This window comes from Pseudomonas sp. PB106, assembly GCF_009764645.1.
In the GTDB taxonomy this organism is placed as follows: Bacteria; Pseudomonadota; Gammaproteobacteria; order Pseudomonadales; family Pseudomonadaceae; genus Aquipseudomonas.
This window is the reverse complement of sequence record NZ_RWIM01000052.1, coordinates 1-25,826: the sequence shown is the minus strand read 5'-3', so window position 1 is coordinate 25,826 and position 25,826 is coordinate 1. Positions and strand designations below refer to the sequence as shown.

Sequence of the window (25,826 nt, the reverse complement as noted above, 5' to 3'; positions counted from 1 at the left end):
ATAACTACAAGCGTGCTACATCCTTGCCCATAAGAAGAGTCCAGCCCCTTGAATCTGCTGCAACACATCGCCCAGTCACGTCACCTGTTACGCAAGTCGGAGCTCAAGGTCGCCGACCACGTGCTGCTTGACCCTGCGGCCGTGATGCACAGTTCCATGGCCGACCTGGCCCACAGCGTCGGTATCAGTGAGCCGACCATCGTGCGCTTCTGTCGCGCCATCGGATGCTCCGGTTTCCAGGATCTGAAACTCAAACTGGCGCAAAGCCTGGCCGCCGGTGCCAGCTTCGGCCAGTTCGCGATTCACGAAGACGACTCGGTCGCCGACTACAGCCTGAAGATTTTCGACACCACGTTGCACACCCTGATGGAAGTTCGCGAGAAGCTCGATCCCATTGAGTTGCAGCGCGCGGTGACGCTGATGTCGCAGGCACAACGGGTCGAGTTCTATGGCTTCGGTGCCTCGGGTGCGGTCGCGGCTGATGCCCAACACAAATTCTTCCGTTTGCTGCTGACTGCAGCGGCGTATTCCGATCCGCACATGCAGGCGATGTCGGCGGTGACGTTGAAACCGACCGATGTGGCAATCTGTATTTCGCAATCCGGGCGTTCCAAGGATTTGCTGATCACCGCCAACCTTGTTCGTGAGAGCGGCGCTTCGCTGATTACCTTGTGCCCGAGCCAGACGCCGTTGGCTGAATTGTCGACCGTGAATCTGGCGATCGATGTGCATGAAGACACCGAAATCTATACACCGCTGACTTCGCGTATCGCGCATCTGGTGGTGATCGACGTGCTGGCGATGGGCGTGGCCATGGCGCGTGGGCCGAGCCTGGTCAATCACCTCAAGAGCGTGAAGCGCAGTCTGCGTAGCTTGCGCCTGTCGCCAAAAGCTGCCAAAGCGCTGGATGATTGAAGCAAGGTCGTTCCGACCTTAATCGCGGGCAAGCCCGCTCCCACAGTAGTAGGTAGTGTTCGCAAATTCTGTGTTCGACAGAAAACCCTGTGGGAGCGGGCTTGCCCGCGATGGCGTCCTCACAAACACCGCAAGTTTCATCACACTGTCATCCTCGCGCAGCCAAACCGTCATCCCCCACGCCTATCATGAAACTCCCGTCATCGCCTTGGGAGACTCGAAATGGCTCAGCCCTACGAAGAACGCAACAGCGCAGCGAAAACCCGCCGTCAGCAAGAAGACCAGCGCCGTATGGAGTTTCGCCGCGCTATCGAAGATCGCTTCGAACTTCGCCAGCTTCAAGCCGAGATCGGCGATTTTCCAGACATCACTCACTGGCAGGCAGCACCCGCAGCTTCCCGTCGAAACGCTCAACCAGCGCGCTGATCTGCACGCGCTCGCTGCGGATAAACGCCAGGAAGGCGTGGGCCACTGGTGACAGGCGTTTGGCTTTGGCTTGCACCAGGCACCAGCTACGGAACAGCGGCAACTCCTCGACCGGCAACTCGACGAGCCCGCCGGTCGCCAGCTCGAGGTTCAGGGCGTGGCGCGTCAACAGCGCCAGGCCCAGGCCCGCCTGCACGCATTCGCGCTGCGCTTCAGCCGAGGCCACTTCCTGGGTCTGGGTGAAGTGCACACGTTTCTCTTTGAAATACTCTTCGCAAGCCAGTCGCGTACCCGAGCCGGGCTCGCGGATCAGCAGCGTGTAGGGCTCAAGATCCTGCAAACGCAGGGGGCCCATGTGCGCCAGTGGATGATCGGGGCGTGCCACGGCAACAATCGGATTGTTGAGGAACGGCAGGAATTCCAGGCCCATGTCCTGCGGCACCATCGACATGATCACCAGATCATCGCGGTTATCCGACAGCCTGCGAATGACCTGGCCGCGGTTGACCACGGTCAGTTGCAGATTCACTTCCGGATGCTGACGTTTAAACGCGGCGAACAGGTGCGGGACGAAATATTTGGCGCTGGATTCCACCGCCAGTTTCAGCTGACCCTGCAGCGAACCTTGCATATCCGAGAGCTGCATATCGAGGTTTTCCAGGCGCCCGAAGATGTCCCGGCTGGCACGCTGAAGTGCTTCAGCGGCTTCGGTCATGTAGAGTTTTTTACCGACATAATCGAATAATGGCTGCCCAATCAGCTCCTCAAGCTGACGAATTTGTAGGCTGACGGCCGGTTGTGTCAGCGACATTTCTTCGGCTGCACGGCTGTAAGAGCGTAAATCACACACTTCGTTGAAGATTTGCAATTGACGCAATGTCATACGCATCAAGGACTTACGCATTTTTATAGGCTCTGACGGCGGGCTTGTCGTTTAACTATAAGTCTTTACTTATGGCTGACCCAATTTTTATTCATTTTTGTTAATCCCTCATGAGCGCTAGTGTGGACCTGCGACTAAATTGAAACATTTGGTCACGCGTCGACCTGGGTCTAGCAGGTCGTGGTGCCACCGGCTCAAGGGAACCTCCAAGTGATAACAAAGATCCTGATCGCCAACCGTGGTGAGATTGCCGTACGAATCGTGCGAGCCTGCGCCGAAATGGGCATTCGCTCGGTTGCGATTTTTTCCGACGCCGACCGTCATGCGTTGCATGTGAAGCGTGCGGACGAGGCCCACAGCATTGGTGCCGAGCCATTGGCCGGTTACCTGAACCCGCGCAAGCTGGTGAATCTGGCGGTTGAAACCGGCTGTGATGCATTGCATCCCGGCTACGGTTTTCTCTCGGAAAACGCCGAACTGGCAGACATCTGCGCTGAACGCGGGATCAAGTTCATCGGCCCGTCGGCAGAAGTCATTCGCCGCATGGGCGACAAGACCGAAGCGCGGCGCAGCATGATCAAGGCCGGTGTGCCGGTTACCCCGGGCACCGAAGGCAACGTTGCCGACATCGAAGAAGCCTTGGCCGAGGGCGACCGCATTGGTTACCCGGTCATGCTCAAAGCCACCTCTGGTGGTGGCGGGCGCGGCATCCGTCGCTGCAACAGCCGCGAAGAACTCGAACAGAATTTCCCTCGGGTGATTTCCGAAGCGACCAAGGCGTTCGGTTCTGCCGAAGTGTTCCTGGAAAAATGCATCGTTAACCCCAAGCACATCGAAGCGCAGATTCTCGGCGACAGCTTCGGCAACGTCGTGCACCTGTTCGAGCGTGACTGCTCGATCCAGCGCCGCAACCAGAAGCTCATCGAAATCGCCCCGAGCCCGCAACTGACCCCGGAACAGCGTGCCTACATCGGCGACCTGTCGGTGCGTGCGGCCAAGGCGGTGGGTTACGAGAACGCCGGCACCGTGGAGTTCCTGCTCGCCGAGGGCGAGGTGTACTTCATGGAGATGAACACCCGGGTGCAGGTGGAGCACACCATCACCGAAGAAATCACCGGGATCGACATCGTCCGCGAGCAGATTCGCATCGCCTCCGGCCTGCCGCTGTCGGTGAAGCAGGAAGACATTCAGCACCGTGGGTTCGCGTTGCAGTTCCGCATCAACGCCGAAGACCCGAAAAACAACTTCCTGCCGAGCTTCGGCAAGATCACCCGTTACTACGCCCCCGGCGGCCCAGGCGTGCGCACCGACACAGCGATCTACACCGGCTACACCATTCCGCCGTTCTACGACTCGATGTGCCTGAAACTGGTGGTCTGGGCGCTGACCTGGGAAGAGGCGATGGATCGCGGCCTGCGGGCGCTGGACGACATGCGTCTGCAAGGCGTGAAAACCACCGCCGCGTACTACCAGGAAATCCTGCGCAACCCGGAATTCCGTAGCGGTCAGTTCAATACCAGCTTCGTTGAAAGCCACCCGGAACTGACCAACTACTCGATCAAGCGCAAACCCGAAGAGCTGGCCCTGGCCATCGCCGCCGCCATCGCCGCCCACGCAGGCCTGTGAGGAATACAACAATGTCCAAGAAGATCTTTGTCACCGATACCATCCTGCGCGACGCTCACCAATCGCTGCTCGCCACCCGCATGCGCACCGAAGACATGCTGCCGATCTGCGACAAGCTCGACAAAGTCGGCTACTGGTCGCTGGAGTGCTGGGGCGGCGCGACGTTCGACGCCTGCGTACGCTTTCTGAAAGAAGACCCGTGGGAGCGTCTGCGCCAACTGCGCGCGGCGCTGCCTAACACGCGTCTGCAAATGCTCCTGCGCGGCCAGAACCTGCTGGGCTACCGCCACTACAGCGACGACGTTGTCAAAGCCTTCGTCGCCAAAGCTGCGGTGAATGGCATCGACGTGTTCCGCATCTTCGACGCCATGAACGACGTGCGTAACCTGCGCGTGGCCATCGAAGCGGTGAAAGCGGCCGGCAAACATGCCCAAGGCACCATCGCTTACACCACCAGCCCGGTGCACACGATCGACGCGTTCGTCTCCCAGGCCAAACAAATGGAAGCCATGGGTTGCGACTCGGTGGCGATCAAGGACATGGCCGGTCTGCTGACCCCGTACGCTACCGGCGAACTGGTTCGCGCATTGAAAGCCGAGCAGTCGCTGCCGGTTTTCATCCACTCCCACGATACTGCCGGTCTGGCGACCATGTGCCAGCTCAAGGCAATCGAAAACGGCGCCGAGCACATCGACACCGCGATCTCCAGCTTCGCCTCAGGCACCAGCCACCCGGGCACCGAGTCGATGGTTGCTGCACTCAAAGGCACCGAGTTCGACACCGGTCTGAACCTCGAGCTGCTGCAAGAGATCGGCCTGTACTTCTACGCCGTGCGCAAGAAGTACCACCAGTTCGAAAGCGAATTCACCGCCGTCGACACCCGTGTACAAGTCAACCAAGTGCCGGGCGGGATGATCTCCAACCTTGCCAACCAATTGAAAGAGCAGGGCGCACTGAACCGCATGGCCGAAGTGCTCGCGGAAATCCCGCGTGTGCGTGAAGACCTCGGCTTCCCGCCACTGGTGACCCCGACTTCACAGATCGTCGGCACCCAAGCGTTCTTCAACGTGCTGGCCGGCGAGCGCTACAAGACCATCACTAACGAAGTGAAGCTGTACCTGCAGGGCGGCTACGGCAAGGCGCCGGGCGTGGTGAATGAAAAACTGCGTCGTCAGGCCATCGGCAGTGAAGAAGTCATCGACGTGCGTCCGGCCGATCTGCTCAAGCCGGAAATGACCAAGCTGCGCGCGGACATCGGCGCACTGGCCAAGTCGGAAGAAGACGTGCTGACGTTCGCCATGTTCCCGGACATCGGCCGCAAGTTCCTCGAAGAGCGTGCCGCCGGCACTCTGACGCCGGAAGTGCTGCTGCCGATTCCAGAGGCTGGCAGCGTTGCGTCGGCGGGTGGCGAAGGCGTGCCGACCGAGTTCGTCATCGACGTCCACGGCGAAACCTACCGCGTCGACATCACCGGTGTCGGCGTCAAGGCTGAAGGCAAGCGTCACTTCTACCTGTCCATCGACGGCATGCCGGAAGAAGTGGTGTTCGAGCCGCTCAACGAGTTCGTCAGCGGTGGTAGCAGCAAGCGCAAGCAAGCGTCGGCACCGGGCCACGTCAGCACCACCATGCCGGGCAACATCGTCGATGTGCTGGTCAAGGAAGGCGATACCGTCAAGGCTGGCCAGGCTGTGTTGATCACCGAAGCGATGAAGATGGAAACCGAAGTCCAGGCAGCGATTGCCGGCAAGGTCACGGCGATTCATGTAGCCAAGGGTGATCGCGTCAATCCGGGCGAAATTCTGATCGAGATCGAAGGCTGAGATAACGGCTGCGATCCAACGCTTTAAACCTCGGGGGGGCATGTGCTCCCCTTTTTTTTGCCTGGGTTTTTACTTTGTAGGAGCTGCCGCAGGCTGCGATCGCTTGATCTTTGTTTTTATTAACCCAAAACAACATCAAAAGGTCGTAGCCTTCGGCAGTTCCTACAGTGAGCGTTGTGTCAGTTAGAACGCCATGCGCCATTGGCCCATCACGCCGTGCGTGCGGCTCTCGGTGCCGAATTCGCCAGTAAGGCCTACACCAAGCGTGTGGTTGGCCGACAGACCCAGATCCAGACCCGCATCCACGGCCAGACTGTTGCGATCCAGTTCCGCACCCGTCACCGCAAAGCGCTTTCCACCCTTGACCAGTTGCTGGCTGGTGTCGCCATCGAGTTCGCCGTAAAGGTGTTTCCAGCCGGCGCTGAATCGCGGTGTCAGGCTCATGCCGTTGTTCAAGTGGCCGGTTTTCGCTGCGCGAAAGCCCAGCGTGGTGCTGAGGTTGTCACGGGTTTGCCCGAAGACTTTCAGCGCCGCATCGCCGCCTTTCTCCGTGTAGCTGTCGCGCTGATAACGTTGATAGCCAAGGCTGGCGAACGGTTCGAGCGTGACGTTGTTGCGGCCGAGGTTGAAACCCAGTTCGGCGAAGGCCTGTTGGGTATTGGCGTTGTAGTTACCTTTGAGGCGATCACTGAAGCTGTTGAAGGCGACGCGACGTTTGCTGCTGCCGTCGTGACTGGCGTAGGTGGCGCCAAGGCGCAGTGCCAGCGGCCCGTCCTGACGCACGGCGTACGCGCCGAGGTGCCAGCTGTCCAGATCGCCGTCGTATTGACGGGCGTCGAGGCTGGTCTGGGATTTACCGCCCACCAAGCCGACATGCCATTGCTCATTCAAACGCCAGTCGGCGCCCATGACCAGGCCTTGGGTGGCGTGCTTCAGTGTGCTGTCGAAGTCGCGGTCGACCTTGCCGCCATGGCCAAGTCCCTGAACCCATACTCGTCCGGAATCTGCACCGCCAGCGGCTCGGCGAGGTGAGTTGCCAGCGTCATGGCCTGCACCCGAACGACTGTCCAGTTGGCGCATGGCCGACAACATGCTCGCGCTTACCGGTGTGACGCTGCTCAACGTGGCTTTGGCGAGGTTGGCGTTGCTGCCGGCGGCGAGTTGTTCGATGGCGATGGGGGCGGTGGTTTTGTCGCTGGCCAGTAGTGCGGCGACTGCTGCGTTTGTGGGTTTTAGTGGCGCAGGGGCGGGCTGTTCGGCGGTCTCGTTAACTTGCGCAGTAATAGGTTCGTCCTGCATTGGCGATGGGACGGACTCTGCAACGAGAGTCGGCGCCGATGGCGGAACTGGAACTGGTGCGGATTCCGCCAATGGCGTTGGTGTTGGCGTTGCGAATGGCGCAGGCGTTTGTGGTTCGACAATGCTGTCGGCAACTGAACGACCGTTGTCTGTCGTGGCAGCGCTCGCCAGCGGCTCACCGTTACGGGCGTAAGTCAGCCCGACGGATTTTTTGTTGTATTGAGGTGTGGCGGTCATAAAGGCGAGGTTGTTAAGGACCTTGCCGAATTCGCCTTCTACCTTGCCGGCTTCAATGATTTTGTACTGGCGACTTTGCGGATACTCCCCTTGAACGGCAACGACGTTCAGGGTTGCACCTTCCAGCCTGGCAGTGCCATCGACCTTGATCGTTTGACTGCCACTGGCCGTGACCTCATAAGCCAGTTCGGCGGTTGGGGACAAGCGTAAGTCGCCTTTCACGCGCGGGCTGCCTAGTACTCCGTTGACGGTGAGCAGGCCGGCCACCTCCAGGCTCCCCACAGCGCCTTTACCTGCGAAGCTGCCACCTCTTTCGACATAAACGTCGCCCTTGATGCTCCCCTGGTTGGTCAAAGCGCTACCACTGTTCACCAGCACGCCTTCCTGGAAGTCTGCCTTCGAACTCAGCGTCCATTCGCCCCGGCTGACGAACAGCCCGTTGAAATTACGCGTGTCTTTCAGCTCGCCGCCTGCCGCTGCATCCAGGAACAGGACGTTATCTCCCCCGCCACCATCCAGCAGGCCGGTAAAGCTTGCGCCGTCCATGAGCGTGATCAAATCGTTTACCGCGGTACCTTTAAACGTTTCTTCAGGGGTTTTAAAAGCGATGGGTACTGTACTTGGGTCGGTGAGAAATCCCTTGAGTCGTTCAAGCGCCATTTCTTTAGCGCTGGTTTCGGGCAATTCAGTGGCATTCACTACTGCGGTTGAAACAGCGACTTCAGAGGATTGCTGAGCGTTGGCAAGCTCTGCACAAGCCAGCGCCAGCGAAATTGCCAAAGCCAGGTGTTTTGGTTTGAAAGTGTGTTGACGGGGCATGAGGTTAGGCCTTTTCTGAAAGGAGACCCAACTCTATTGATGCACCCAAAAATCCGATGTCGGCTGCTTCCCGCACTCTTGCAGGCGACATCGGATCGTTTTGTAGAAAAAAACGCTGGTATCGCGAAGCGGTGTTTTTACTCGCGCTCGTGGCTTCCTTTTCCTACAACCAAACAGGAAGCCGTCAGCTGTTCAACCCTTAAAAACTCATCTGCCACTGCCCGATCAATCCGTGGTTGCGGCTGTTGCTGCCGATCTCGCCGCTGTAACCGACCCCCACCGTATGCCGCGCGGAAATGCCGATATCCAGTCCAGCCTCCAGCACCAGACTGTCCCGATCCAGCGAGCTGCCATCGACACTGAACGCCGTGCCACCGACCACAAACGCCTGTCGCGTCGAGCTGCTGACATCGCCATAGGTGTGTTTCCAGCCGGCGGCCATGCGCGGGGTCACGCTCATGCCGTTATCAAGGCTGCTCAGGTGAGCGAGGCGCAGGCCGAAGGTGCTGCTGAAATTGTCCTGAGTCTGGCTGTCGACTTGCAGGGCGGCGGCGTCTCCCTTTTCCTTATAGCTGTCGCGGTGGTAGCGCTGGTAACCGAGGCTGGCAAACGGCTCGGCGCTGAGGCGGCCGCTGCCCATGGCGTAACCGAGTTCGGCGAAGGCTTGCTGACTGTCGGCGTCGTAGTCGCCTTTGGGGCGGTCGCTGAAACCATTGAAGGCGATGGAGCGTTTGCTTTCACCTTGATGGCCGCTGTACGCCGCGCCGAGGCGTAAAGAGATCGGGCCTTTTTGACGCAGTGCGTAGACGCCAGCGTGCCAGCTTTCGACGTTGCCATCGACACCGGTCGCGTCTAGATCGGTTTTCGAGTAGCCACCGAGCACGCCCAGACGCCATGCCGAATTCAGCGACCAGTCAGCGCCGAGCACACTGCCTTTGGTGCGTTGTTCAAGACCGCTGCTGCCGTGTTCGCCGTCCAACTTGCCGTAGCCACCGATGCCTTGTAGCCAGAGGCGACCGCGCGCATTCGGGTCGTTCAGGTTGCGCGCTTCCGAAGGCACGCCATTGGCTGCCAGCACCGGCGTCTCGCGTTGATCGAGGCCGACCATCAGGCCCGGGCTGCCGCCCATTTGCTGCATGGCCGAGAGCATGCTGCTGCCGACCTGGCTGCTGGCGCCGAGGGTGGCGCTGGTCAGGTTGGCGTTGCTGGCGCCGGCCAGTTGTTCGATGGCCGCGCCGGCGCTACTTTGCGTGGTGTTGAGCAACGCGTTGTACAGCGCGTTGTTCTTGCCCATGGCGGCGAGGCTGTTGGCGGCGTTGCTGCCGTTGCCGGTCGCCGCGAATTGATTGAAGGCGACGTCGTTGCGGGTATACGTGAGATCGACTTGGGTCGGCGTGTAGGCAAGCGTCGGGGTGAGAAACGCGTAATCGCTGGTGACTGTGCCGAACGTGCCGTTGACCTGCGCGGCCTGCAACACGGTGTATTGGCTCTGCCACGGATAAGTACCGGCGCCGGGATTCACCGCGAGGGTCGCGCCGTTCAGATTGGCGATGCCGCCGACCTGCAGCGGCGCGCTGCTGCCATCGGCATTGACGCCATAGGCCAGCGTGGACGCACTGCTCATGTTCAGGTCGTGAACGATACTCGCGCGGCCAAGGACTGTGTCCGTGCGCAAGGTGCCGTTGACGTTGAGGCTGCCCACCGAACCGCCACCGGCATACACGCCGCCCGCGTCGACGGTCAGGCTGCCGGCGATGCCGCCCTGGTTGATCAGTGTCGCGCCGTTGCGCACCGCGCCGCCGTCGCTGAAATCGCCGCTGCCGGTCAGCGTCCATGCGCCTTGTTTGACTTCCAGCCATTCGAAGTTGCGACTGGCGCCGAAGCTGCCGCCGGCCACATCGTCCATGACCACACGGTCGTAACCGTTGCCGCCATCGACCATGCCGACGAAGCGGCTGCCATTGCGCAGGGTCAGGCTGTCGTTGCCGCCGCCCAAGTCCAGCGCCAAGCCGTTGCTGCCGCTGATGGTGCCGCCGTTGATCACGTTGTCGGCGAACTCGCCGACCAGCTTCACGCCGAAACCGTTGAGGCCTTGAATGGTGCCGAAGTTCTCCAGCGTGGTCGCCGCCAGCCCCGAGCCGCCGCTGCCATCGTCGACCAGAATGGCGCTGTCAGCCCCGCTAATCATGGCGCCACTGGCGTTGAGAATATAACCACCACCGAGGGCGATGCCTTCACTGCCGTTGGCAAAACCACCCTTGTCCACGCCACCGGCGCCGACGCCTTGAATGGTGCCGTAGTTTTCGATGTGGGCGATTTTGTCGATGTCCACGCCATCGCCGTCACCGTTCGCTTGCAGGCCGGAATAGGCGCCGGTGATGGTGCCGTGGTTGATCACCGTGCCGTCGCCATCAGAGCCGAACCCCGAACCGTTGCGTCCGGTGATCTGCCCGTAGTTGACCAGTGTCGCGCCGAGGTCGGTGGTGATGCCGTGGCGGCCGCCGGAGATCGTCCCGTAGTTGGTCACGCTGACGCCGGTGGCCGAGTCGATATCGATGCCGTCGAATTTTTCGTCGGCGTTGTGCGAGTCGCCAGTGGAGATCTCGCCGTAGTTACTAATGCTCGCGTTGGCTCCGGTCTTCATACCGTCGCTGGCGTCGCCGCGAATCAGTCCGCCCGTACGGTTGATGATCGTGGTTTTCACCCCGTCGCTGCGCAGGGCATCCAGATCCAGCCCTTGGCCGGTGGTCGAGCGAATGATGCCGCTGTTATCGATCAGCAGACTGCCGCTGACGAAATTGCTGTCGATGCGCAGCGCATCGTTGGAGCCAAGAATCTGCCCGCCACTGCGGTTGTAGATTTTGTAATTGCGCGCCTGGGTCAGGTCGCCACTGCTATCGATGGCCCGGCCACCGCTGGAAATGATTTTCCCGGCGTTATCGATCACTACACCGGCGCCAGTGGTGCTGTCTTTCAGGCTCACTGTCTTGCCGCTGTTGGTAATGCTGCCCGGCGCCGAAATCGTCAACGTGTCACTGCCGCCAAGGGTTTGCGAGGTGGTGGTGGCGGTGTCGATCTGCACGGTTTTGCCGTGGGCAGCGGTCGCCGAGATCAGCAAAGCAATGGTGAGGGACAGACGCTGGGGCGAGAAGGGCATGGGCGGAGGGCCTTTTTGTTATAAGCGGGCCGTCCTGTATAGCGAGGGGTTTTTACAGAATGATGTCGGAAGATGAATTGCATTATTTTGCATTCAGAGGATCCAGATCGGTGAAGCCGTTCGCCGCCTACGCGTGGAGGTGACCGGTTTGCACCAGACGCAGTTTGCGAAGATGTGCAAAATCTCGGTGCGCACACTGGTGCATATCGAACATGGCGAAGGCAATCAGACACTCAAATCGTTGAATGCGGTGTTTCGTCCGTTTGGACTGAAAATGGGCGTGGTGCGGATCCGCCGAGATCTCACTTAAACCCCAATGTCCCGTTTAACGTACCGATTACCCTAGCTACGCCGCACATAAGCCTTGCCGTAATGCCGCTCCATCCGCGCCTGAATCAACTCCAGCCCGATCGACATCAGCCAGTAAATGATTGCAGCCGTCGTCAGCATTTCGATGTAGCGATAGCTCGATCGCCCATATGACTGCGCGAGAAACATCACTTCCCAGACACCCATCACCGAAATCAGTGACGAGTCCTTGAGCATCGAGATGAATTGGTTGGTCGTCGGCGGGATGATCGTGCGCATGGCTTGCGGCAGGGTGATGCGCCAGAAAATCACGGTATCGCGCATGCCCAATGCCAGCGATGCTTCGCGTTGGCCATAGTCGACCCCGAGAATGCCGGCGCGGAAAATCTCGCTGAGGTAGGCGCCGTAGTTCAATGACAAGGCAATGATGCCTGCGACGATGGCTCCCGGCACGATGCCCAATTGCGGCAAGCCCAGGTAGATCAGCAGGATCTGGATAAGCAGCGGCGTACCGCGAAAAAACGAGGTGTAAAAACTGGCGATGCCGAACGCCACGGCGCTTTTCGACAGGCGTGCCAATGCCGTGATGAAGCCCAGCAACGACGAGGCAACAATCGAGCACGCGCAGAGGAACAGCGTCAGCGCCGCACCTTGCAGAAAGCCGTTGGGCGCCAAGTGCAAGCCGACCAGATTGGGCAGTTTGTCGAGGATGATCGAGAACTTCAGGTCGAAGCTCAGGAAGAACCCGGCGAACAGACAGAACAGTGCTGCCCAGGTCAGGTACAGCCGCGTACGAAAACCGAACATCCGTTGCAGGCGAGATTCAGCCACCGGTTGCGGTGGCTGTGGAGGTGTCGGGAAAGAAGTCATTGGCTGATATCGGCGCCGATCCATTTTTGCGACAGCTTGCTGAGGGTGCCGTCCTGCTTCAGTTGCGCAAAGACTTCACGCACCTTGGCGTCCCATTGCGCGTCACCTTTTTCGATGGCCACTGAGTTCGGTTCCGAGTACAGCGGTGCGCCGGCCAGTTTGAAGCGTTTGTCTTGGTTCAGGCGTGGCTGCGCGGTGACGAGGTTGGTGAGGATTGCATCCAGGCGCACACCGGCTCCCAGACCTAAATCCTGAAAGGCGACGTTGTCGGTATCGTACGGCGCGATCTGCACATCTTCGAACGGGTACTGCAACTGCGTGTCTTCGGCGCCTTCGATCACCAGGTTCTTGTTCAGATAGCTTTCGTAACTGGAAGCGCTGGTGAGGCCGACTTTCTTGCCGCTCAGGTCCTTGGCGTCGTGGATCCGGTCATCCTTGGCGTTGACCACGATCACGGCTGGCGAGGCGTAATACTCCACCGGGAAATCGAACACTTCGGCGCGCGCTTTACTCGGCGTCATCGAGCAGATGCAGATGTCGTAGCGGCCACTCCAGCGACCGGCAGCGATGACATCCCAAGAGGGGGTTTCGAGGCGCAGCTTGACGCCGAGTTTGTCGGCCACGGCTTTGGCGACATCGACGTCGAAGCCGTCGAGCTGGTTCTGATCGTTGAGAAACGAGAACGGTGGATAGCTTTCCATCAGCACGCCGACCAGCTCCTTTTTCTGCTCGACGCGATCCAGCGTCGCGCCGCCGAAGGCTTGGGTGGAGGCAGCCAGAATCGTCAGGCCCAAGGCCAGTAGCGGTTGCAGTTTCACAGTCGTTTCCTGAAAAAAATAGGTTGTGATTAACCGATTGGTGCGTATTAAATAGTTATAAGAACGACTCTGATAGTGAGTTATTTTCATAAGCATATGAGTGAAACGCATATGGGCGCAGCAAACACGGTAATTCTTGATGGCGGCATGGGCCGTGAGTTGCAACGTGCCGGGGCGCCGTTTCGCCAGCCTGAATGGTCGGCACTGGCGCTGAGCGAAGCGCCGCAGGCGGTCGAGGCGGTGCACGCTGCTTACATCGCCAGTGGTGCAAACGTGATCACCAGCAACAGTTACGCGGTCGTACCTTTTCACATCGGCGAAGAACGCTTCGCCGCTGAAGGGCAAGCATTGGCGGCGTTGGCCGGGGAGCTGGCGCGGCGGGCGGTGCAGGCTTCGGGGAAGTCAGTGCGTGTCGCCGGGTCATTGCCGCCGCTGTTTGGCTCCTATCGTCCGGATCTGTTCAACGCCGACCGAGTGACTGAGTTGCTGAAACCCTTGGTCAATGGCCTGGCACCGCACGTTGATCTGTGGCTGGCGGAAACCCAGAGTTCGATCATCGAAGCGCGAGCCATCCACGCCGGTTTGCCGAAGGATGGCAAACCGTTCTGGTTGTCGTTCACCTTGAAGGATGAAGACACCGATGAAGTGCCGCGTTTGCGCTCCGGTGAGACAGTCGCTGAAGCGGCTGCCGTTGCGGCTGAGTTGGGTGTCGAGACCTTGCTGTTCAATTGCAGTCAGCCGGAAGTGATCGGTGCGGCGATTGATGCTGCACGTGAAACCTTCGAGCGTCTGGGGACGAAGATTCATATTGGCGCTTACGCCAATGCGTTTCCGCCACAGCCAAAAGAGGCTACCGCCAATGATGGTCTCGATCCCTTGCGCGAGGATCTTGATCCACCGGGTTACTTGCACTGGGCGATTGATTGGCAGCAGCGCGGCGCCAGCCATTTGGGTGGTTGCTGCGGGATCGGGCCGGAACACATTGCGGTGCTGGCGCAAAAGCTGGGGTGAAAAACAGATCAAAAGATCGCAGCTTGGGGCCGCGATCTTTTGCTTTGTGCCTTAACTACGGCACTCAACCAATCCTTTCACCTGTCCATCCGGCGTCTGGTTTTCATCGCTCAACCAACGCTTGAACCCGGCACCAATCGCTGGCCATTCCGAATCCAGAATTGAGTACCACGCGGTATCACGATTCTGCCCTTTGACCACCATGTGCTGGCGGAACACACCTTCGAAGCTGAAGCCCAGACGTTCGGCAGCGTATTTGGAGCGGGCGTTGCCGTTGTTGCATTTCCATTCGAGGCGGCGGTAGCCGAGGTCGAAGGAATGCTTGGCCAGCAGGTACACCGCTTCGGTACTTTTCGGCGAGCGCTGCATCGGTGCGCCGAAGGTAACGTGGCCGATTTCGATGCGGCCCTGCGCTGGGACAATCGACATCAGGCTGAGGATGCCCTGTACCTGATTGGTCGCGCGGTCGATGACGCTGAAAAAGTACGGGTCGCTGGCGGCCGCGTGGTTGTTCAACCAAGCGTCGAAAACGCTGCGTTCCGGGAACGGACCGTAGGGCAAATAATCCCAGAGTTTCGGGTCGGCGCCGGGGCCTTCGAGGGCGGCGAACAACTGGTCGCCGTGACGCGCCGGGTCGAGTCGTTCCAAGCGGATGAAGCGGCCTTCGATCAGGGTAGCGGTAGGGGCGGGGACGCCTTTCCAGTCAGCGAGTGAAGCGGTCATGTACGCGTCTCCTTAAAGGGCTTTGCGAAACTGGATGAAGCCCGGGCGTTCGGCGATGCGCTCGTAGAGCTGGATCGCAGTGGCGTTGGTTTCGTGGGTCAGCCAGTGGACTTTGCAGCAACCGTCAGCCTTGGCCGTGGCGTAGACGTGTTCGATCAGCAGGCGGCCGACGCCGGTGCCGCGAGTCGCTGGAGTGACCAGCAAATCTTGCAGGTAGCAGGAGTTTTCGATGCTCCAGTTCGAGCGGTGGTAGATGTAATGCACCATGCCCACCGCCTTACCGTCGGCCCACGCCAGTGCCGCGTGAGTCGGTTCGTTCGTGTCGAGAAAGCGCTGCCAGGTGCTGTCGGTCACGGCGTCTGGCAATTCAGTGTTGTAGAAACGCAGGTACGCCTGCCACAGCGGCAGCCACGCGTCGCGGTCGGCGGCGCTGACCTGGCGAATGTCGATCTGACTCATGATGATTTCCTTAGCGCATCAATTGGGCGAGGGTTTGGTCGTTGATCTCGGGGCTGGCGGCCAGGCCTTCGCGCACGCCGGCAATGTCTTCGGCGCTGCGGTTCTGGCTGAGCTTGCGCTTGCCTTCGAGACGGTCGATGGGAATGGCAAAACCGACAATCGCCTTGAGCATGCCGTCGATGTAATCGGCGGGGGCGTCGGCCACTGCCCACGGCTGGGCGCGGCCGGCTTCATGACGGTCGGTCAGGGTGCTGACGATATCGAGCAAGCGCCCGCCATCGCTGAAGGTTTCAGCGTGGCCGTAGGCGTGCACGGCGATGTAGTTCCAGGTCGGCACGACTTTGCCGTGCTCGGCCTTGCTCGGATAAAAGCCCGGACTGACGTAGGCGTCGGCGCCGGCAAAAATCAGCATGGCTTCGGCGCCGTCGCGCAGGTCTTTCCACTGTGGATTGGCCCGGGCCAAGTGTCCGTACAACGTGCCGTATTCGCCTTGTTCGCAATGCAGCAGCACTGGCACATGGCTGGCTTGCAGACCGTTTTCGCCGTGGGTCACAAGAATGGCGAGGCGGGTGGCGAGGATCAGTTCGTGCAGTTGGGACAGTTCTTCGATGGCGAAGGCGCGGGGCGTGTACATGGACAGATTTTCCTTGGCGAATGCCTGCATCGTAGGCAGGCTATTGGTCTGTTGTAAGAGCCATTGATGACCAATTTCATAGGTCCATTGTCATGCCTGATTCATCACCGCTGTCCATGCCATTCAACCCTGCCGGTATCGAACTGGACCGCCGTCAGGGCTTGAGCCGCCAGCTCTATCAGGCGTTGCGCCTGCGCGTGCTCGACGGGCGTCTGGCCAGTGGCACGCGTTTGCCGGCCAGTCGCGACCTCGCCGCAGCGCTGGGCATTTCCCGCAACAGCGTGGTGCGCGCCTACGATCAGCTGTACGCCGAAGGGTTTATCGAAGGCAAAGTCGGCGATGGCACTTATGTCGCGCAATTGGCTCAGGCGCTGACGCCGAAGAAAAAATTATCCACAAAAGTATCCACAGGGTTGTCAACAGGCTTACCCACAGCCTTACCCACAAATTGGCTGGATTTACCTGTGATTCCATCCAGTAAAGTTATCCACAGTGGCACTTTTGAGCGGATCAAAAACAATCATTTGGCCACACCGCCGAGTGGTCCGCCGCGCGCTTTTCGGGTCGGCGTTCCGGCGTTTGATCTGTTTCCTTTTGAGGTTTGGGCCAAGCTGAATGCGGCTTTCTGGCGCAAACCGGATCTTCAGCAATTGTGCTACGGCGATCCGGCGGGCGATGCCCGATTGCGCGGCATGATCGCGGCGTATTTGCGCAGTTCGCGTGGCATGCAGTGTTCCGCTGAACAAATTGTGATCACCAGTGGCGCACAGCAGGGCATCAGCCTTTGTGCACAGCTGCTGGTGGCGCCGGGTGACGGCGTGGCAATCGAGAATCCGGGGTATCGCGCGGCCGGTCATGCATTTGCCGTGGCCGGTGCGCGGTTGCACGGGGTGGCGGTCGACAGCGAAGGGATCGACTGCGCCGAAATGGCCGGCCTCACCGATTGTCGAGTGGCGTACGTCACGCCGTCTCATCAATACCCCACCGGGGTGGTGATGAGCCTGGCCCGGCGTCTGGAATTGCTCGCCTGGGCCGAGCGCACCCAAGGCTGGATCGTCGAAGACGATTACGACGGCGAGTACCGTTACAGCGGCGCACCCTTGGCGCCGTTGGCGGCGCTCGATCGGCAGGGGCGGGTGCTGTACGTCGGCACCTTCGGCAAGATTGCCTTCCCGGCGTTGCGCCTCGGCTATCTGGTGTTGCCACCGGGGTTGGTCGATGCCTTTGCACAACGGCGGGCCGTCGATGTCCGGCATTCGGAGGTCAGTACGCAAGCGGTGATGGCGGAGTTCATGGCCGCCGGGCATTTCCAGCGGCACATCCGCCGCATGCGTCGCGCGGCACTCAGTCGGCGCAATGCCTTGATGGAGGGTTGGCCTGCGGGATTACCCGGCGTCGGCAGCCTGCCCGCCGTCTCCGCCGGGCTGCACTTGACGGTGAAAGTGGACAGCGTGGCCCGCGAGCAGCAATTGATTGAACAGGCGCACAGCGTGGACGTGGAAATCAACGCGCTGAGCAGTTATTGGCTGCCAGACTCGACCGCGCCGATGGATCAACGGGCCGGTCTGGTGCTGGGTTTTGCGGCAGTGCCCGAGGCGGCGATCCAAGCCGCGCTCGGGAAGTTGAAAAAAGCCTGGCGCTGTTGATCAGCGGAGTGACTTGGGTTCCAAGTCCAGGAACAGTTTGCGCAGGGCCGGATCACTGATTTTGCGCAGGACGCCGTCAATCGGTTCGAACGCAGTGAGCGCTTGTTTCTGAGTGGCCGTGAGCGTTGCCAGATAGTCCTCAGCGACTTTCAAGTGCGCCGCAGTGGGTTCATCCGCCGGGCTCGTGGCGCTCGCGTAATGAAAGTGAGCCAGCCACATTGGCGCGTCTTTATTGGATTTGTCGAGAATCCGGTACTCCTGAAAGTAATCGCCCAGGCCCTTGGTTTGTTTGCGTCCACGGTCGTCACGGCGGATATCGATTTGGCCGTTATCGCTCATCCATTTGAAAGCGCTTTGCGTTGGCTTGCGCAGTTTGTAAAGCGAAGTGCGAACGCTCAGCCCCTGACTGCGGGTTTTTTTAGCCGCGGCGCGCAGCTCACTGCTCAGTGCGGCGACGGGGGGCACATCGCCTTTGGCTGTGCGGATCCGGTTCATCGCCTGATCAACGCTGTCAGCACATTGCGCCAGTTTGAGTGCCTGTTGCTCGAACACATCCTGCATTTCGCTGGCCAATCGTCGAGGGCGCAATGCGTCCTTGCGGGAGCGTTCGATGAATTCGTCGGCATCGATACTGAGCTCCAGCCCCTCGTTGATGATTTCCAGATCCTTGAGACGGGGAGCCGCTGGCGCGGGGGCGGGGATGGGCGGAATGAACGGCGTCAGCGGTACATCCTTGGTCCGGGCCGGCTCATGGCTGGCGCTGTCACGCGGCCGGCTCTTGTGCACTTTCACCGCTGCGCGGCCCGAGGTCGAGGGTTTGCGGTCCTGGGTCGACGCCGGACTGGTGGATTGCAATTCTGTCACCAGCTCCAGGGTTCGTGCCTGAATCAGTTGAATGAATTCGTCGATCAGGCCACGCACGTGTTCGATCGGCTCCGGCTGTAGCAGTTCGGCGTAGCTCTGCGCTTGTTCCTGCAGGCGCTGATTGGCATCGGCCAGGGTTTCAACCAGCGTGTTCAAGCCTTCGATGTGAGCGGACGTATGGCTTTGCGGCCCACTGATGTCGATCATTTCCAGCGCCTCGCGTGCGGCAATGGCTGCACGCCCGACAATCAAGCTGAGCCGGTCGCGCATCTCGCTCATCTGCGAGGTGGCGGTCTGCTGCAGACACAGTTCCGTGGACAGACCGATCTCGTTGGCCTTGAGCTCATGCACCGTGAAGCTCGGCAGGCGCCGGCCGATGTCGAAGATCTTCTCGGCGCCGACTTTCCCTGTGCCCTGCAGATCCATTAGGGTGGTCTTTGCCAGTGTCAGCTTGTCAGCCATGTCCTGCGACAGTTCGATGGTATTTTCGATGAGCGAAACATAGGCGTGGCGCGTCAGCGGTGGTTCATGTCGGGTCAGGAGTGTGGTGATCGCCACGGCGTAATACGACTGCTTGATGACCAGCCACTGGGCCAGATTCAACGCCTGCGTGGAGGTCATGCGCAGCAGGTCTTCGCGATAGTTTTCCTTGCCGCCCAACGTGCGCCATTCGCGTAGCTGCTCCAGCGCCTGTCGGCACTCCTTGATCGAAGCCGCCAGTTCTTCGACGTAGACCTTCACTTCCTTGTCGAAGGCGTCAGAGGCCAGGTCTTTCATGGCGACCTGCCTAATCCGCAGGTGCTCTTGGGTGGTGCGATCCTGTTTTTTGAAGCTTTGCAGGGAGTCGTCGAGCTCCTGGAAGCGTATTTCCTTGGGGGCTAGCGCCAGCTTGCTCTGGGCGTTGCCGCCACCCCCGCGCAGGCGTAAGCGCACGTCGACGATCCACTGACCTTGCTGATTGTGCGTGAGCATAGGCCCGGTTTTTTTTGCGTCGTCGAGGGCGATGATCTGAACATCGCCCTGGTAGGTTTCCCGCACCCGGAACCAGCGCTCACCGACCTGCACATAACTTTTCTCGTTGTAGCGATAGATGTAGGGGGCCTGGGACCTGGCGGCTATCACGTCTTCGTCGGTCGTATCGAGCGCAGACACCTTGAAGGTGTCCAGATAAACACCCAATGCCGTCGGGGTTCGACGGGCCACCGCCTCGGCGGAATCCAGTGAAGACAAGTGTTCTGGGGTGGTTGTCGAGGTCAAGCGCGCGGCATCGTAAGTGACGGTGACAACCCGTTCGCGCGCTGTGGCGTTTTCCATGGCTGATGGCTTCAGCGGCACCTCCGCCGACAAACTTCGATTGCGCTGAACTGCGCGATGACTGAGGAGCATGCCGAGCGTCAGCAGAATGTCCGACACTGCCGTCCATTGGTTGAAGGCGTCCTTGCGTTCACGGGCAGTGAGCGCTTGCTGGAGCTGATCGATGGTCTGCCAGACCCACACTGCCGCGCCTACCGAGCCGCTGAGAAAGTTCGAGGCGACGGCCAGCAACGCCTCGCCGCTGTCCTTGAGCAGGGTCCAGCGACGCTCGGCATTGGACTGGGATTTACGGTCGGCCAGCTCAGCCATGGCCTGCGCGTTGTGACTGAACAGTGTGGCCAGAAGGTCATCGCTGATTTCTTCACGCTCGATGAGCACTTCTCCGAGGTTTTCCGCGCGCATGTTCGGATCGACCAGTTGCTCGGCAACCAGCCATGGCGAGGGAACTCCTACGGGAAACACGTACTGGGCGTATTCGAAACTGAGGTTTTTGTCGGGCAGCCATGCCAGCACCGAGTCACGCAGTTCGCCGGGTTGATGCAGGGCGTACAAGAGGTTTGGCGGCGAAGGAAACTGCATCAGCGCCTGATCCATCATCGGTCGATACAGCAGGCAAACCCCATCAGGTGTCTGGCGGGAATAGATGAGAAACATGTTGCTGACGGTATCGCTGCTGCTGATCACACGGTGTTGCGGCGTCAGGATGAGTGGGCAGATCACCATGCTTTGTCGCGTCGCGTCGTTCTGACTGAGCAGATCACAGAGATAGCCGTAGCCTCGCTCATCGACACCGCCGGAGTGTTTGACTTTGCACTCCAGCGCGAGCAATGGCAGCAGCCATTTCAACTGCTCGCCGTAGAACGTTTTCTGCTGCTCGGCCTGGACGGTATCGTCGATCAGGGTTTTTTTGATCAGCGCAGGATACGCCTGACCGATGTCGACCGCGGCGGCGATGCGGGTAAGAAACGCAGGCGTCAGCCAGGCCGGCACCTTTACACCGTTTGCGAAGGAAATCGTCGCTTGATAGGGCGGGGCATTTTCCAGGGCAAACTCGGCCAGGTTGACGACGCGATGATCGAGCGGGTTGGGCAAGGTGAAGTTGCCGGCGGTAAAACTGTTGGTGATGTTGATCCGCAACTGCTCAAACGGCAGATCGGCCGCGGCGATGGCGCTGCTGTCGGCGATGATTGCCTCGCTCATCAGGCGCAGGGCATAGGCAGTCATGGCGGGGAGGGCGTTGCGGGTCTTGTGATGTTCGGGGTTGCGATAGAGTTTGCCGAGGCCGGTGATGTAGCGACCGTAGTCCTGAATGTCCGGGCCTGAAGCCTGACGCAGCCACGGTGGAATCGCCATTTGCAGTTGTCGGGTGTCGTCTCGGGTGGCGGCTTCATTGCTGGCTGGCGGATCCGTCCACTGTCCAGGCTGGAGAGAGCGCAATGCAGCGATCGCCTCAAGCTGCGACCCCACCAACGCGCAGGCCATATGGTCGAAAATGTTGCCTTCGGGCTCGAACAGGCGCCAGGTCATGTCGCGTCCGGCGAGCAGTTCCTGGAGGCTTGCCGGTAACGAATCACCCAGCTGCTGCATCGAGTTGAATGACTCGAAGCCACGCTCGATCGTGAACATCACCAGCCGCTCACGCGCCTCGATCGTGGCCCGAATGACCAACGCGCCACCGAGCAACAGATGGCTGGCGACATCGTTTTCAACGGTGTCGATATCGATCAGGCTGGCGTGCAGATCGGACAGGGAGCTGGTCGAATTCTTGCGGCTGGTTTTGTCCGGGTAGCTGAACACTTCACGGGCCATCGCACACTCATTGGCATCCAGGCCTTTGACTGCCCTGACATTCAGGGCTTTTTGCAACGCGCTGGACAACTCCTGCCAGCGCGGGAGCTGCTTGCCCGTCTGGTTCCAGAAATCAAGCTGATACTTCTGCAATTCAATGAACAATCGAGCGCACTGGTCATTGATCACTTCCGCGATCCGTTCGATATCAACCGCCAGGTGCACGGGATCGCTGGCATCCGGCTCCTGCGTCAGGAAGTGTTCTCCCGGGAAATAATTGGCTCTGCCGCCCTCCAGCCTCAGCCGCAGCAGCACGTAGGTCAGGGTTTCGTAGATGATCGGCCCGGGCTCGACCTGATCCTCGACGACCTGCCATTGCGGCGTGCCGACAAAGGTTTTGCCGGGGTCCAGGTGCAGTGTCGGATAGTGTTCTTCGAGTGCCGCGCGCAGCAGTTGCGCGGCGACGGCACTGATGGTTGGCCCATGGCTGGTCTGACTGACCAGATCGCTTTGTTCTACCAGCGCGGACGAATCCGGCGCAGAAGTTGAAGGCAGTGGATTGCTCATGTTGATGACCTCGGTGTGAAGGAGAAGGCATTGCCACACCGACGGTATCGACACGCGCACCGCGCTTGGCGGTAACTATATATGCCATGAAAAAAGGCCCGTACGTGTACGGGCCTTTGGCTGACAAGCGAGGCTTCAGGTGCCGGATTTGATCTTGGTCCAGGCGCGGGTGCGCGCCCGTTCGGCATCACGGGGCAGCGGTTGCAGGGTGTACAGCGTGCTCATCGCCGCATCGGTCGGGTACAGATTGGGGTTGTTGCGGATCGCCGGATCGACCAGTTCGGTGGCGTCCTTGTTCGGGTTCGGATAACCGACAAAATCGCTGACCGGAGCGATCACCTGCGGTTGCAGCAGGTAGTTGATGAAGGTGTAGGCGTCTTCGGTGTTTTTCGCGCCTTTCGGAATCGCCAGCATGTCGAACCAGATCGGTGCGCCTTCTTTCGGCAAGCGCATGTCGACCACCACGCCGTTCTTGGCTTCTTTCGCCCGGTTGGCGGCTTGCGAGAAGCTGCCGGAATAACCGACCGCCACGCAGATATCACCGTTGGCGATGTCGGCCATGTACTTGGACGAATGGAAGTAGGTCACGTAGGGGCGGATCTTCATCAACAGCGCTTCAGCCTTGGCGTAATCCGCCGGGTTCTTGCTGTTCGGATCGAGACCGAGGTGCTGCAAGGCCAGTGGCAGAATCTCCGACGGCGAGTCGAGCAGGGCGACGCCGCACTGCTTGAGCTTGCTGATGTTTTCTTCCTTGAAAATCAGATCCCAACTGTCCACCGGCGCATTGTCGCCCAGCGCTGCTTTGACTTTGGCAGGGTTAAAGCCGACCAGGATGGTGCCGTACATGTAGGGCACGGCGAACTTGTTGTCGGGGTCGTTGGCTTCGATCAGCTTCATCAGTTTCGGATCGAGGTGATTCCAGTTCGGCAGCTTGCTGCGGTCCAGCGGCTGAAATACGCCGGCCTCGATCTGCTTGGCGAGGAACACGTTGGACGGCACCACCACGTCGTAACCCGAGTTGCCAGTGAGCAGCTTGGCCTCCAGCGCTTCGTTGGTGTCGAAGATGTCGTAGACCAGTTTGGTCTGGGTGTTCTGCGCCTTGAAGTCTTCGAGGGCCTTGGGCGTGATGTAGTCGAACCAGTTGTAGACGCGCAGGGTGCGTTCTTGCGCGTGGGCGACGGTGCTCAGCAATGCGGCGCACAAGGCTGGCGCGATGACGTGCGTGAGGGTTTTCATTGCTCGAAACCTTCCAGCACGTTCACCGCGTTGATACCGATTTCTTCCACGGCGTAACCCCCTTCCATGACGAACAGGGTCGGCTTGCCGAGGGCCGCAATACGCTTGCCCATCGCCAGGTAATCCGGGCTGTCGAGCTTGAATTGCGAGATCGGATCGTCCTTGAAGGTGTCGACACCGAGCGACACGACAATGATGTCGGCGCCATAGCGGTCGATCTCGTCGCAGGCCTGATCGAGCGCCGCGCTCCACACGTCCCAACCAGAACCGGCCGGCAGCGGGTAGTTGAAGTTGAAGCCTTCACCGGCGCCTTCACCGCGCTCATCGTCATAGCCGAGGAAGAACGGAAACTCCGCTTCCGGGTGACCGTGGATCGAGGTGAACAGCACGTCGCTGCGCTCGTAGAAAATCGACTGCGTGCCGTTGCCGTGGTGATAGTCGACGTCGAGGATCGCGACCTTCTTGTGGCCCTGATCGAGGAACGCTTGCGCGGCAATGGCGGCGTTGTTGAGGTAGCAATAGCCGCCCATCAAGTCGCTGGCGGCGTGGTGCCCCGGTGGACGGCACAGGGCGAAGGCGCTGCGGGCGCCGCGCTGGATTTCCGCCTGGGCGGTGAGGGCCACTTGCGCTGCGCTGTACGCCGCTTGCCAGGTGCCGGCGGTGATCGGGGCGCCACCGTCGAAGCTGTAATAGCCGAGTTGGCCATGCAGGCTGGTCGGTTTGATTGCGCGCAAGGTGCGCGCCGGCCAGGTGTAGGGCAGCAGATCGCCGTCGGTGTTGAATTCAGTCCAGCGCGCCCATGCGCCTTTGAAGAAGTCGAGATAATCGCGGCTGTGGATGCGCGCGATGGGCTCCAGGCCGAAATCTTTCGGCTCCTCGACCGCGCCGAGGTTCTGGTTCTTCACGCGTTGCAAGACGTGGTCGGCGCGCGACGGCATTTCGAAGCACGGCTTGAGCTGGCCATCGATGAGTTCGCAACGGCCATGGTGCAGGTGGTGATCGTCTGAGTAGATCGTCAGCATTTGTTGTTCTCCGCAGGGCTGATTCGGTTGCGTCCAGTGTTGCGGCGCGCGGCGAATTGGAAAACGGCAGGAGAGGCCAAAAGGGGATCGATATGGCCAAAACCTCTGACCGCAAATCGCCCCTTGCTGGCGCAGGTCTTGGCGTGGAATACAATTCCTGTGGGAGCTGGCTTGCCAGCGATAGCGGAGTATCAGAAGACATCAATAGCAGCTATGCCGACGCCATCGCTGGCAAGCCAGCTCCCACAAAGGATCTTTTAGTGTGGGCGGAATTGACTGGGGGCGACGCCGCTCCAGCGCACGAAAGCGTGGCGAAAACTCGCGGTCTCGCTAAAACCCAGCGTTTCGGCGATGCGGTAGATCGGCAACTGATCCTCACACAACATCTGCTTGGCCCGATCAAACCGCAGTTCATCAAGCAGTTCCTGATAGCTGCTGCCCATGTCCTTCAGGTGTCGGCGCAAAGTGCGCGGCGAGCAGTTCATCTGCTGTGCCAGTCCTTCCAGCCCTGGAGCGGCGTTCAGCTGAGCGCTGAGCAATTGGCGGATTCGCCCGAGCCAGGCCTGACGCCCGGTGAACTCCAGATTCTGCTTGCGGCAGCGCTCGGCCATGGCTTGGTGGGTAATGGCATCCGCCAGCGGCAGCGGCTGATCGAGCCAGCGGCGGTCGAAGGCGAACGCGTTGTCCTTGGCGGCGAAGTGCAGCGGTGAGCTGAAGTGCTCGGCATAGCTGTCGCGGTAATCCGGCGCGGCGTGTTCGAAGCGTGTGGCAAGCAGCGGCAGCGCATGGCCGAGCAGGTCATCGCAAATGACTTTCAGCGAGACCAGGCAGAACTCGGCATTGAATACTGCCATCGCCGGACTCTCGCGATAATCCGCCGCGACGAACCAGACGCGCTCGCCATCGTCCTCCAAATTCAGTTCGAAAAGTGTTCCCAACAGCGCCGGATAGCGGATCGCCAAGCGCAAAGCGTCACCGAAGGTGGCACAGGTCAGCAGGGCGTAACCGAGGATGCCGTAGCAGGAAACGTGCATGCGCCGGCCGAGTTCCAGACCGATATCGTGCTTGAGCGCGACCGCGTTGGCGCAGACCTGCATCTCCTGATTGGTGGTGATGCGCGTGTCGGCGCGGTTCAGATCCGCCGCACTGATGCCGCTGCCGGCCAGCAGCGCCTCGCTCGACAGGCCCTCGGCCTTGAAGGTATTGAGGATCAGCGATACGGCGTTAAGGGTGGTGAGGTGGGAGTGGAGCATGAGATCTTCCAGCCTTGAGATGGCTGGAACGCAGCAAGTTGTATGCCGTATGAAGATCAAAATGTAGGAGTGAGCCTGCTCGCGATAGCGGACTGTCAGTAAACTCTATCGCGCCTGACAGAACGCTATC

At 60.0% G+C, this 25,826-nt stretch carries 19 protein-coding genes; 7 read left to right on the top strand and 12 right to left on the bottom strand.

The genetic code is table 11. From position 1 onward, the window contains the following. Nucleotides 1–48 precede the first annotated feature (48 nt). Both hexR and EJA71_RS06795 read left to right on the top strand, forming a co-directional pair. A complete protein-coding gene (gene hexR / locus EJA71_RS06800) occupies nt 49–915 on the top strand; it encodes a transcriptional regulator HexR (protein ID WP_008078846.1) in 867 nt (288 codons plus the stop codon). 222 nt (nt 916–1,137) lie between these two features. Beyond that, a complete protein-coding gene (locus tag EJA71_RS06795) occupies nt 1,138–1,341 on the top strand; it encodes a PA3496 family putative envelope integrity protein (protein WP_080761978.1) in 204 nt (67 codons plus the stop codon). Here EJA71_RS06795 and EJA71_RS06790 read toward each other — a convergent pair. Beyond that, complete coding sequence (locus EJA71_RS06790; RefSeq protein WP_122592934.1) at nt 1,283–2,245, bottom strand: LysR family transcriptional regulator; 963 nt, start codon at nt 2,243–2,245, stop codon at nt 1,283–1,285. The two genes, EJA71_RS06795 and EJA71_RS06790, sit on opposite strands and share 59 nt — an antisense overlap. Before the next feature lie 189 nt (nt 2,246–2,434). Here EJA71_RS06790 and EJA71_RS06785 point away from each other — a divergent pair, with 189 nt between their 5' ends. Together EJA71_RS06785 and oadA are read left to right on the top strand one after the other, a co-directional pair. After that, the gene (locus EJA71_RS06785; RefSeq protein ID WP_025112637.1) at nt 2,435–3,850 is read left to right on the top strand and encodes an acetyl-CoA carboxylase biotin carboxylase subunit; all 1,416 of its coding nucleotides are present in this window, start codon (nt 2,435–2,437) and stop codon (nt 3,848–3,850) included. A gap of 11 nt (nt 3,851–3,861) precedes the next feature. Beyond that, nucleotides 3,862–5,670: a sodium-extruding oxaloacetate decarboxylase subunit alpha gene (gene oadA, locus EJA71_RS06780; RefSeq protein WP_158955389.1), complete on the top strand. Its 1,809-nt coding sequence runs from the start codon at nt 3,862–3,864 to the stop codon at nt 5,668–5,670. Nucleotides 5,671–5,853: 183 nt separating this feature from the next. Here oadA and EJA71_RS06775 read toward each other — a convergent pair whose 3' ends face one another. Both EJA71_RS06775 and EJA71_RS06770 read right to left on the bottom strand, forming a co-directional pair. After that, a complete protein-coding gene (locus tag EJA71_RS06775) occupies nt 5,854–8,025 on the bottom strand; it encodes an autotransporter domain-containing protein (RefSeq protein ID WP_158955387.1) in 2,172 nt (723 codons plus the stop codon). A gap of 199 nt (nt 8,026–8,224) precedes the next feature. Further along, complete coding sequence (locus tag EJA71_RS06770) at nt 8,225–11,182, bottom strand: autotransporter domain-containing protein (protein WP_158955385.1); 2,958 nt, start codon at nt 11,180–11,182, stop codon at nt 8,225–8,227. Between the two features lie 76 nt (nt 11,183–11,258). Between EJA71_RS06770 and EJA71_RS06765 the strand changes: the two genes are divergently transcribed. Continuing rightward, complete coding sequence (locus EJA71_RS06765) at nt 11,259–11,492, top strand: helix-turn-helix domain-containing protein (RefSeq protein ID WP_158955496.1); 234 nt, start codon at nt 11,259–11,261, stop codon at nt 11,490–11,492. A 32-nt stretch (nt 11,493–11,524) separates the two neighbouring features. Here EJA71_RS06765 and EJA71_RS06760 read toward each other — a convergent pair whose 3' ends face one another. Beyond that, nucleotides 11,525–12,361: an amino acid ABC transporter permease gene (locus EJA71_RS06760; RefSeq protein ID WP_158955383.1), complete on the bottom strand. Its 837-nt coding sequence runs from the start codon at nt 12,359–12,361 to the stop codon at nt 11,525–11,527. Next, nucleotides 12,358–13,179, bottom strand: a complete 822-nt coding sequence (locus tag EJA71_RS06755; protein ID WP_158955382.1) for an ABC transporter substrate-binding protein — start codon at nt 13,177–13,179, stop codon at nt 12,358–12,360. The genes EJA71_RS06760 and EJA71_RS06755 overlap by 4 nt, the downstream gene beginning before the upstream one ends. A gap of 111 nt (nt 13,180–13,290) precedes the next feature. On the opposite strand from EJA71_RS06755, the gene EJA71_RS06750 reads away from it, so the two are divergent. After that, the gene (locus tag EJA71_RS06750; protein ID WP_158955380.1) at nt 13,291–14,190 is read left to right on the top strand and encodes a homocysteine S-methyltransferase family protein; all 900 of its coding nucleotides are present in this window, start codon (nt 13,291–13,293) and stop codon (nt 14,188–14,190) included. Nucleotides 14,191–14,241: 51 nt separating this feature from the next. Here the strand turns inward: EJA71_RS06750 and EJA71_RS06745 are convergent, their stop codons facing one another. Genes EJA71_RS06745 through EJA71_RS06735 form a run of 3 tightly spaced genes read right to left on the bottom strand, consistent with a single transcriptional unit; the run spans nt 14,242 to nt 16,006 of the window. After that, a complete protein-coding gene (locus tag EJA71_RS06745) occupies nt 14,242–14,913 on the bottom strand; it encodes a GNAT family N-acetyltransferase (RefSeq protein WP_158955378.1) in 672 nt (223 codons plus the stop codon). Nucleotides 14,914–14,925: 12 nt separating this feature from the next. Further along, complete coding sequence (locus EJA71_RS06740) at nt 14,926–15,372, bottom strand: GNAT family N-acetyltransferase (protein WP_158955376.1); 447 nt, start codon at nt 15,370–15,372, stop codon at nt 14,926–14,928. A 10-nt stretch (nt 15,373–15,382) separates the two neighbouring features. Beyond that, the gene (locus EJA71_RS06735; protein ID WP_158955374.1) at nt 15,383–16,006 is read right to left on the bottom strand and encodes an FMN-binding negative transcriptional regulator; all 624 of its coding nucleotides are present in this window, start codon (nt 16,004–16,006) and stop codon (nt 15,383–15,385) included. A 92-nt stretch (nt 16,007–16,098) separates the two neighbouring features. Here EJA71_RS06735 and EJA71_RS06730 point away from each other — a divergent pair, with 92 nt between their 5' ends. Then, nucleotides 16,099–17,652 carry a PLP-dependent aminotransferase family protein gene (locus EJA71_RS06730; RefSeq protein ID WP_158955372.1) on the top strand — a complete coding sequence of 518 codons (1,554 nt, stop codon included), beginning with the start codon at nt 16,099–16,101 and terminating at the stop codon, nt 17,650–17,652. Here EJA71_RS06730 and EJA71_RS06725 read toward each other — a convergent pair whose 3' ends face one another. From EJA71_RS06725 to EJA71_RS06710, 4 genes are all read right to left on the bottom strand, one after another. Then, nucleotides 17,653–22,185: a hypothetical protein gene (locus tag EJA71_RS06725; protein ID WP_158955370.1), complete on the bottom strand. Its 4,533-nt coding sequence runs from the start codon at nt 22,183–22,185 to the stop codon at nt 17,653–17,655. It lies immediately after the preceding gene. Between the two features lie 135 nt (nt 22,186–22,320). Further along, entirely contained in the window at nt 22,321–23,421 is a 1,101-nt protein-coding gene (locus tag EJA71_RS06720) for a polyamine ABC transporter substrate-binding protein (RefSeq protein WP_158955368.1), read from the bottom strand. After that, on the bottom strand, nt 23,418–24,443 hold the full coding sequence (locus EJA71_RS06715) for a histone deacetylase family protein (RefSeq protein WP_158955367.1): 1,026 nt from the start codon (nt 24,441–24,443) through the stop codon (nt 23,418–23,420). The genes EJA71_RS06720 and EJA71_RS06715 overlap by 4 nt, the downstream gene beginning before the upstream one ends. Nucleotides 24,444–24,700: 257 nt before the next feature. Beyond that, nucleotides 24,701–25,696 (bottom strand): AraC family transcriptional regulator, encoded by a 996-nt coding sequence (locus EJA71_RS06710; RefSeq protein WP_158955365.1) that lies wholly within the window; start codon nt 25,694–25,696, stop codon nt 24,701–24,703. Nucleotides 25,697–25,826 lie beyond the last annotated feature (130 nt).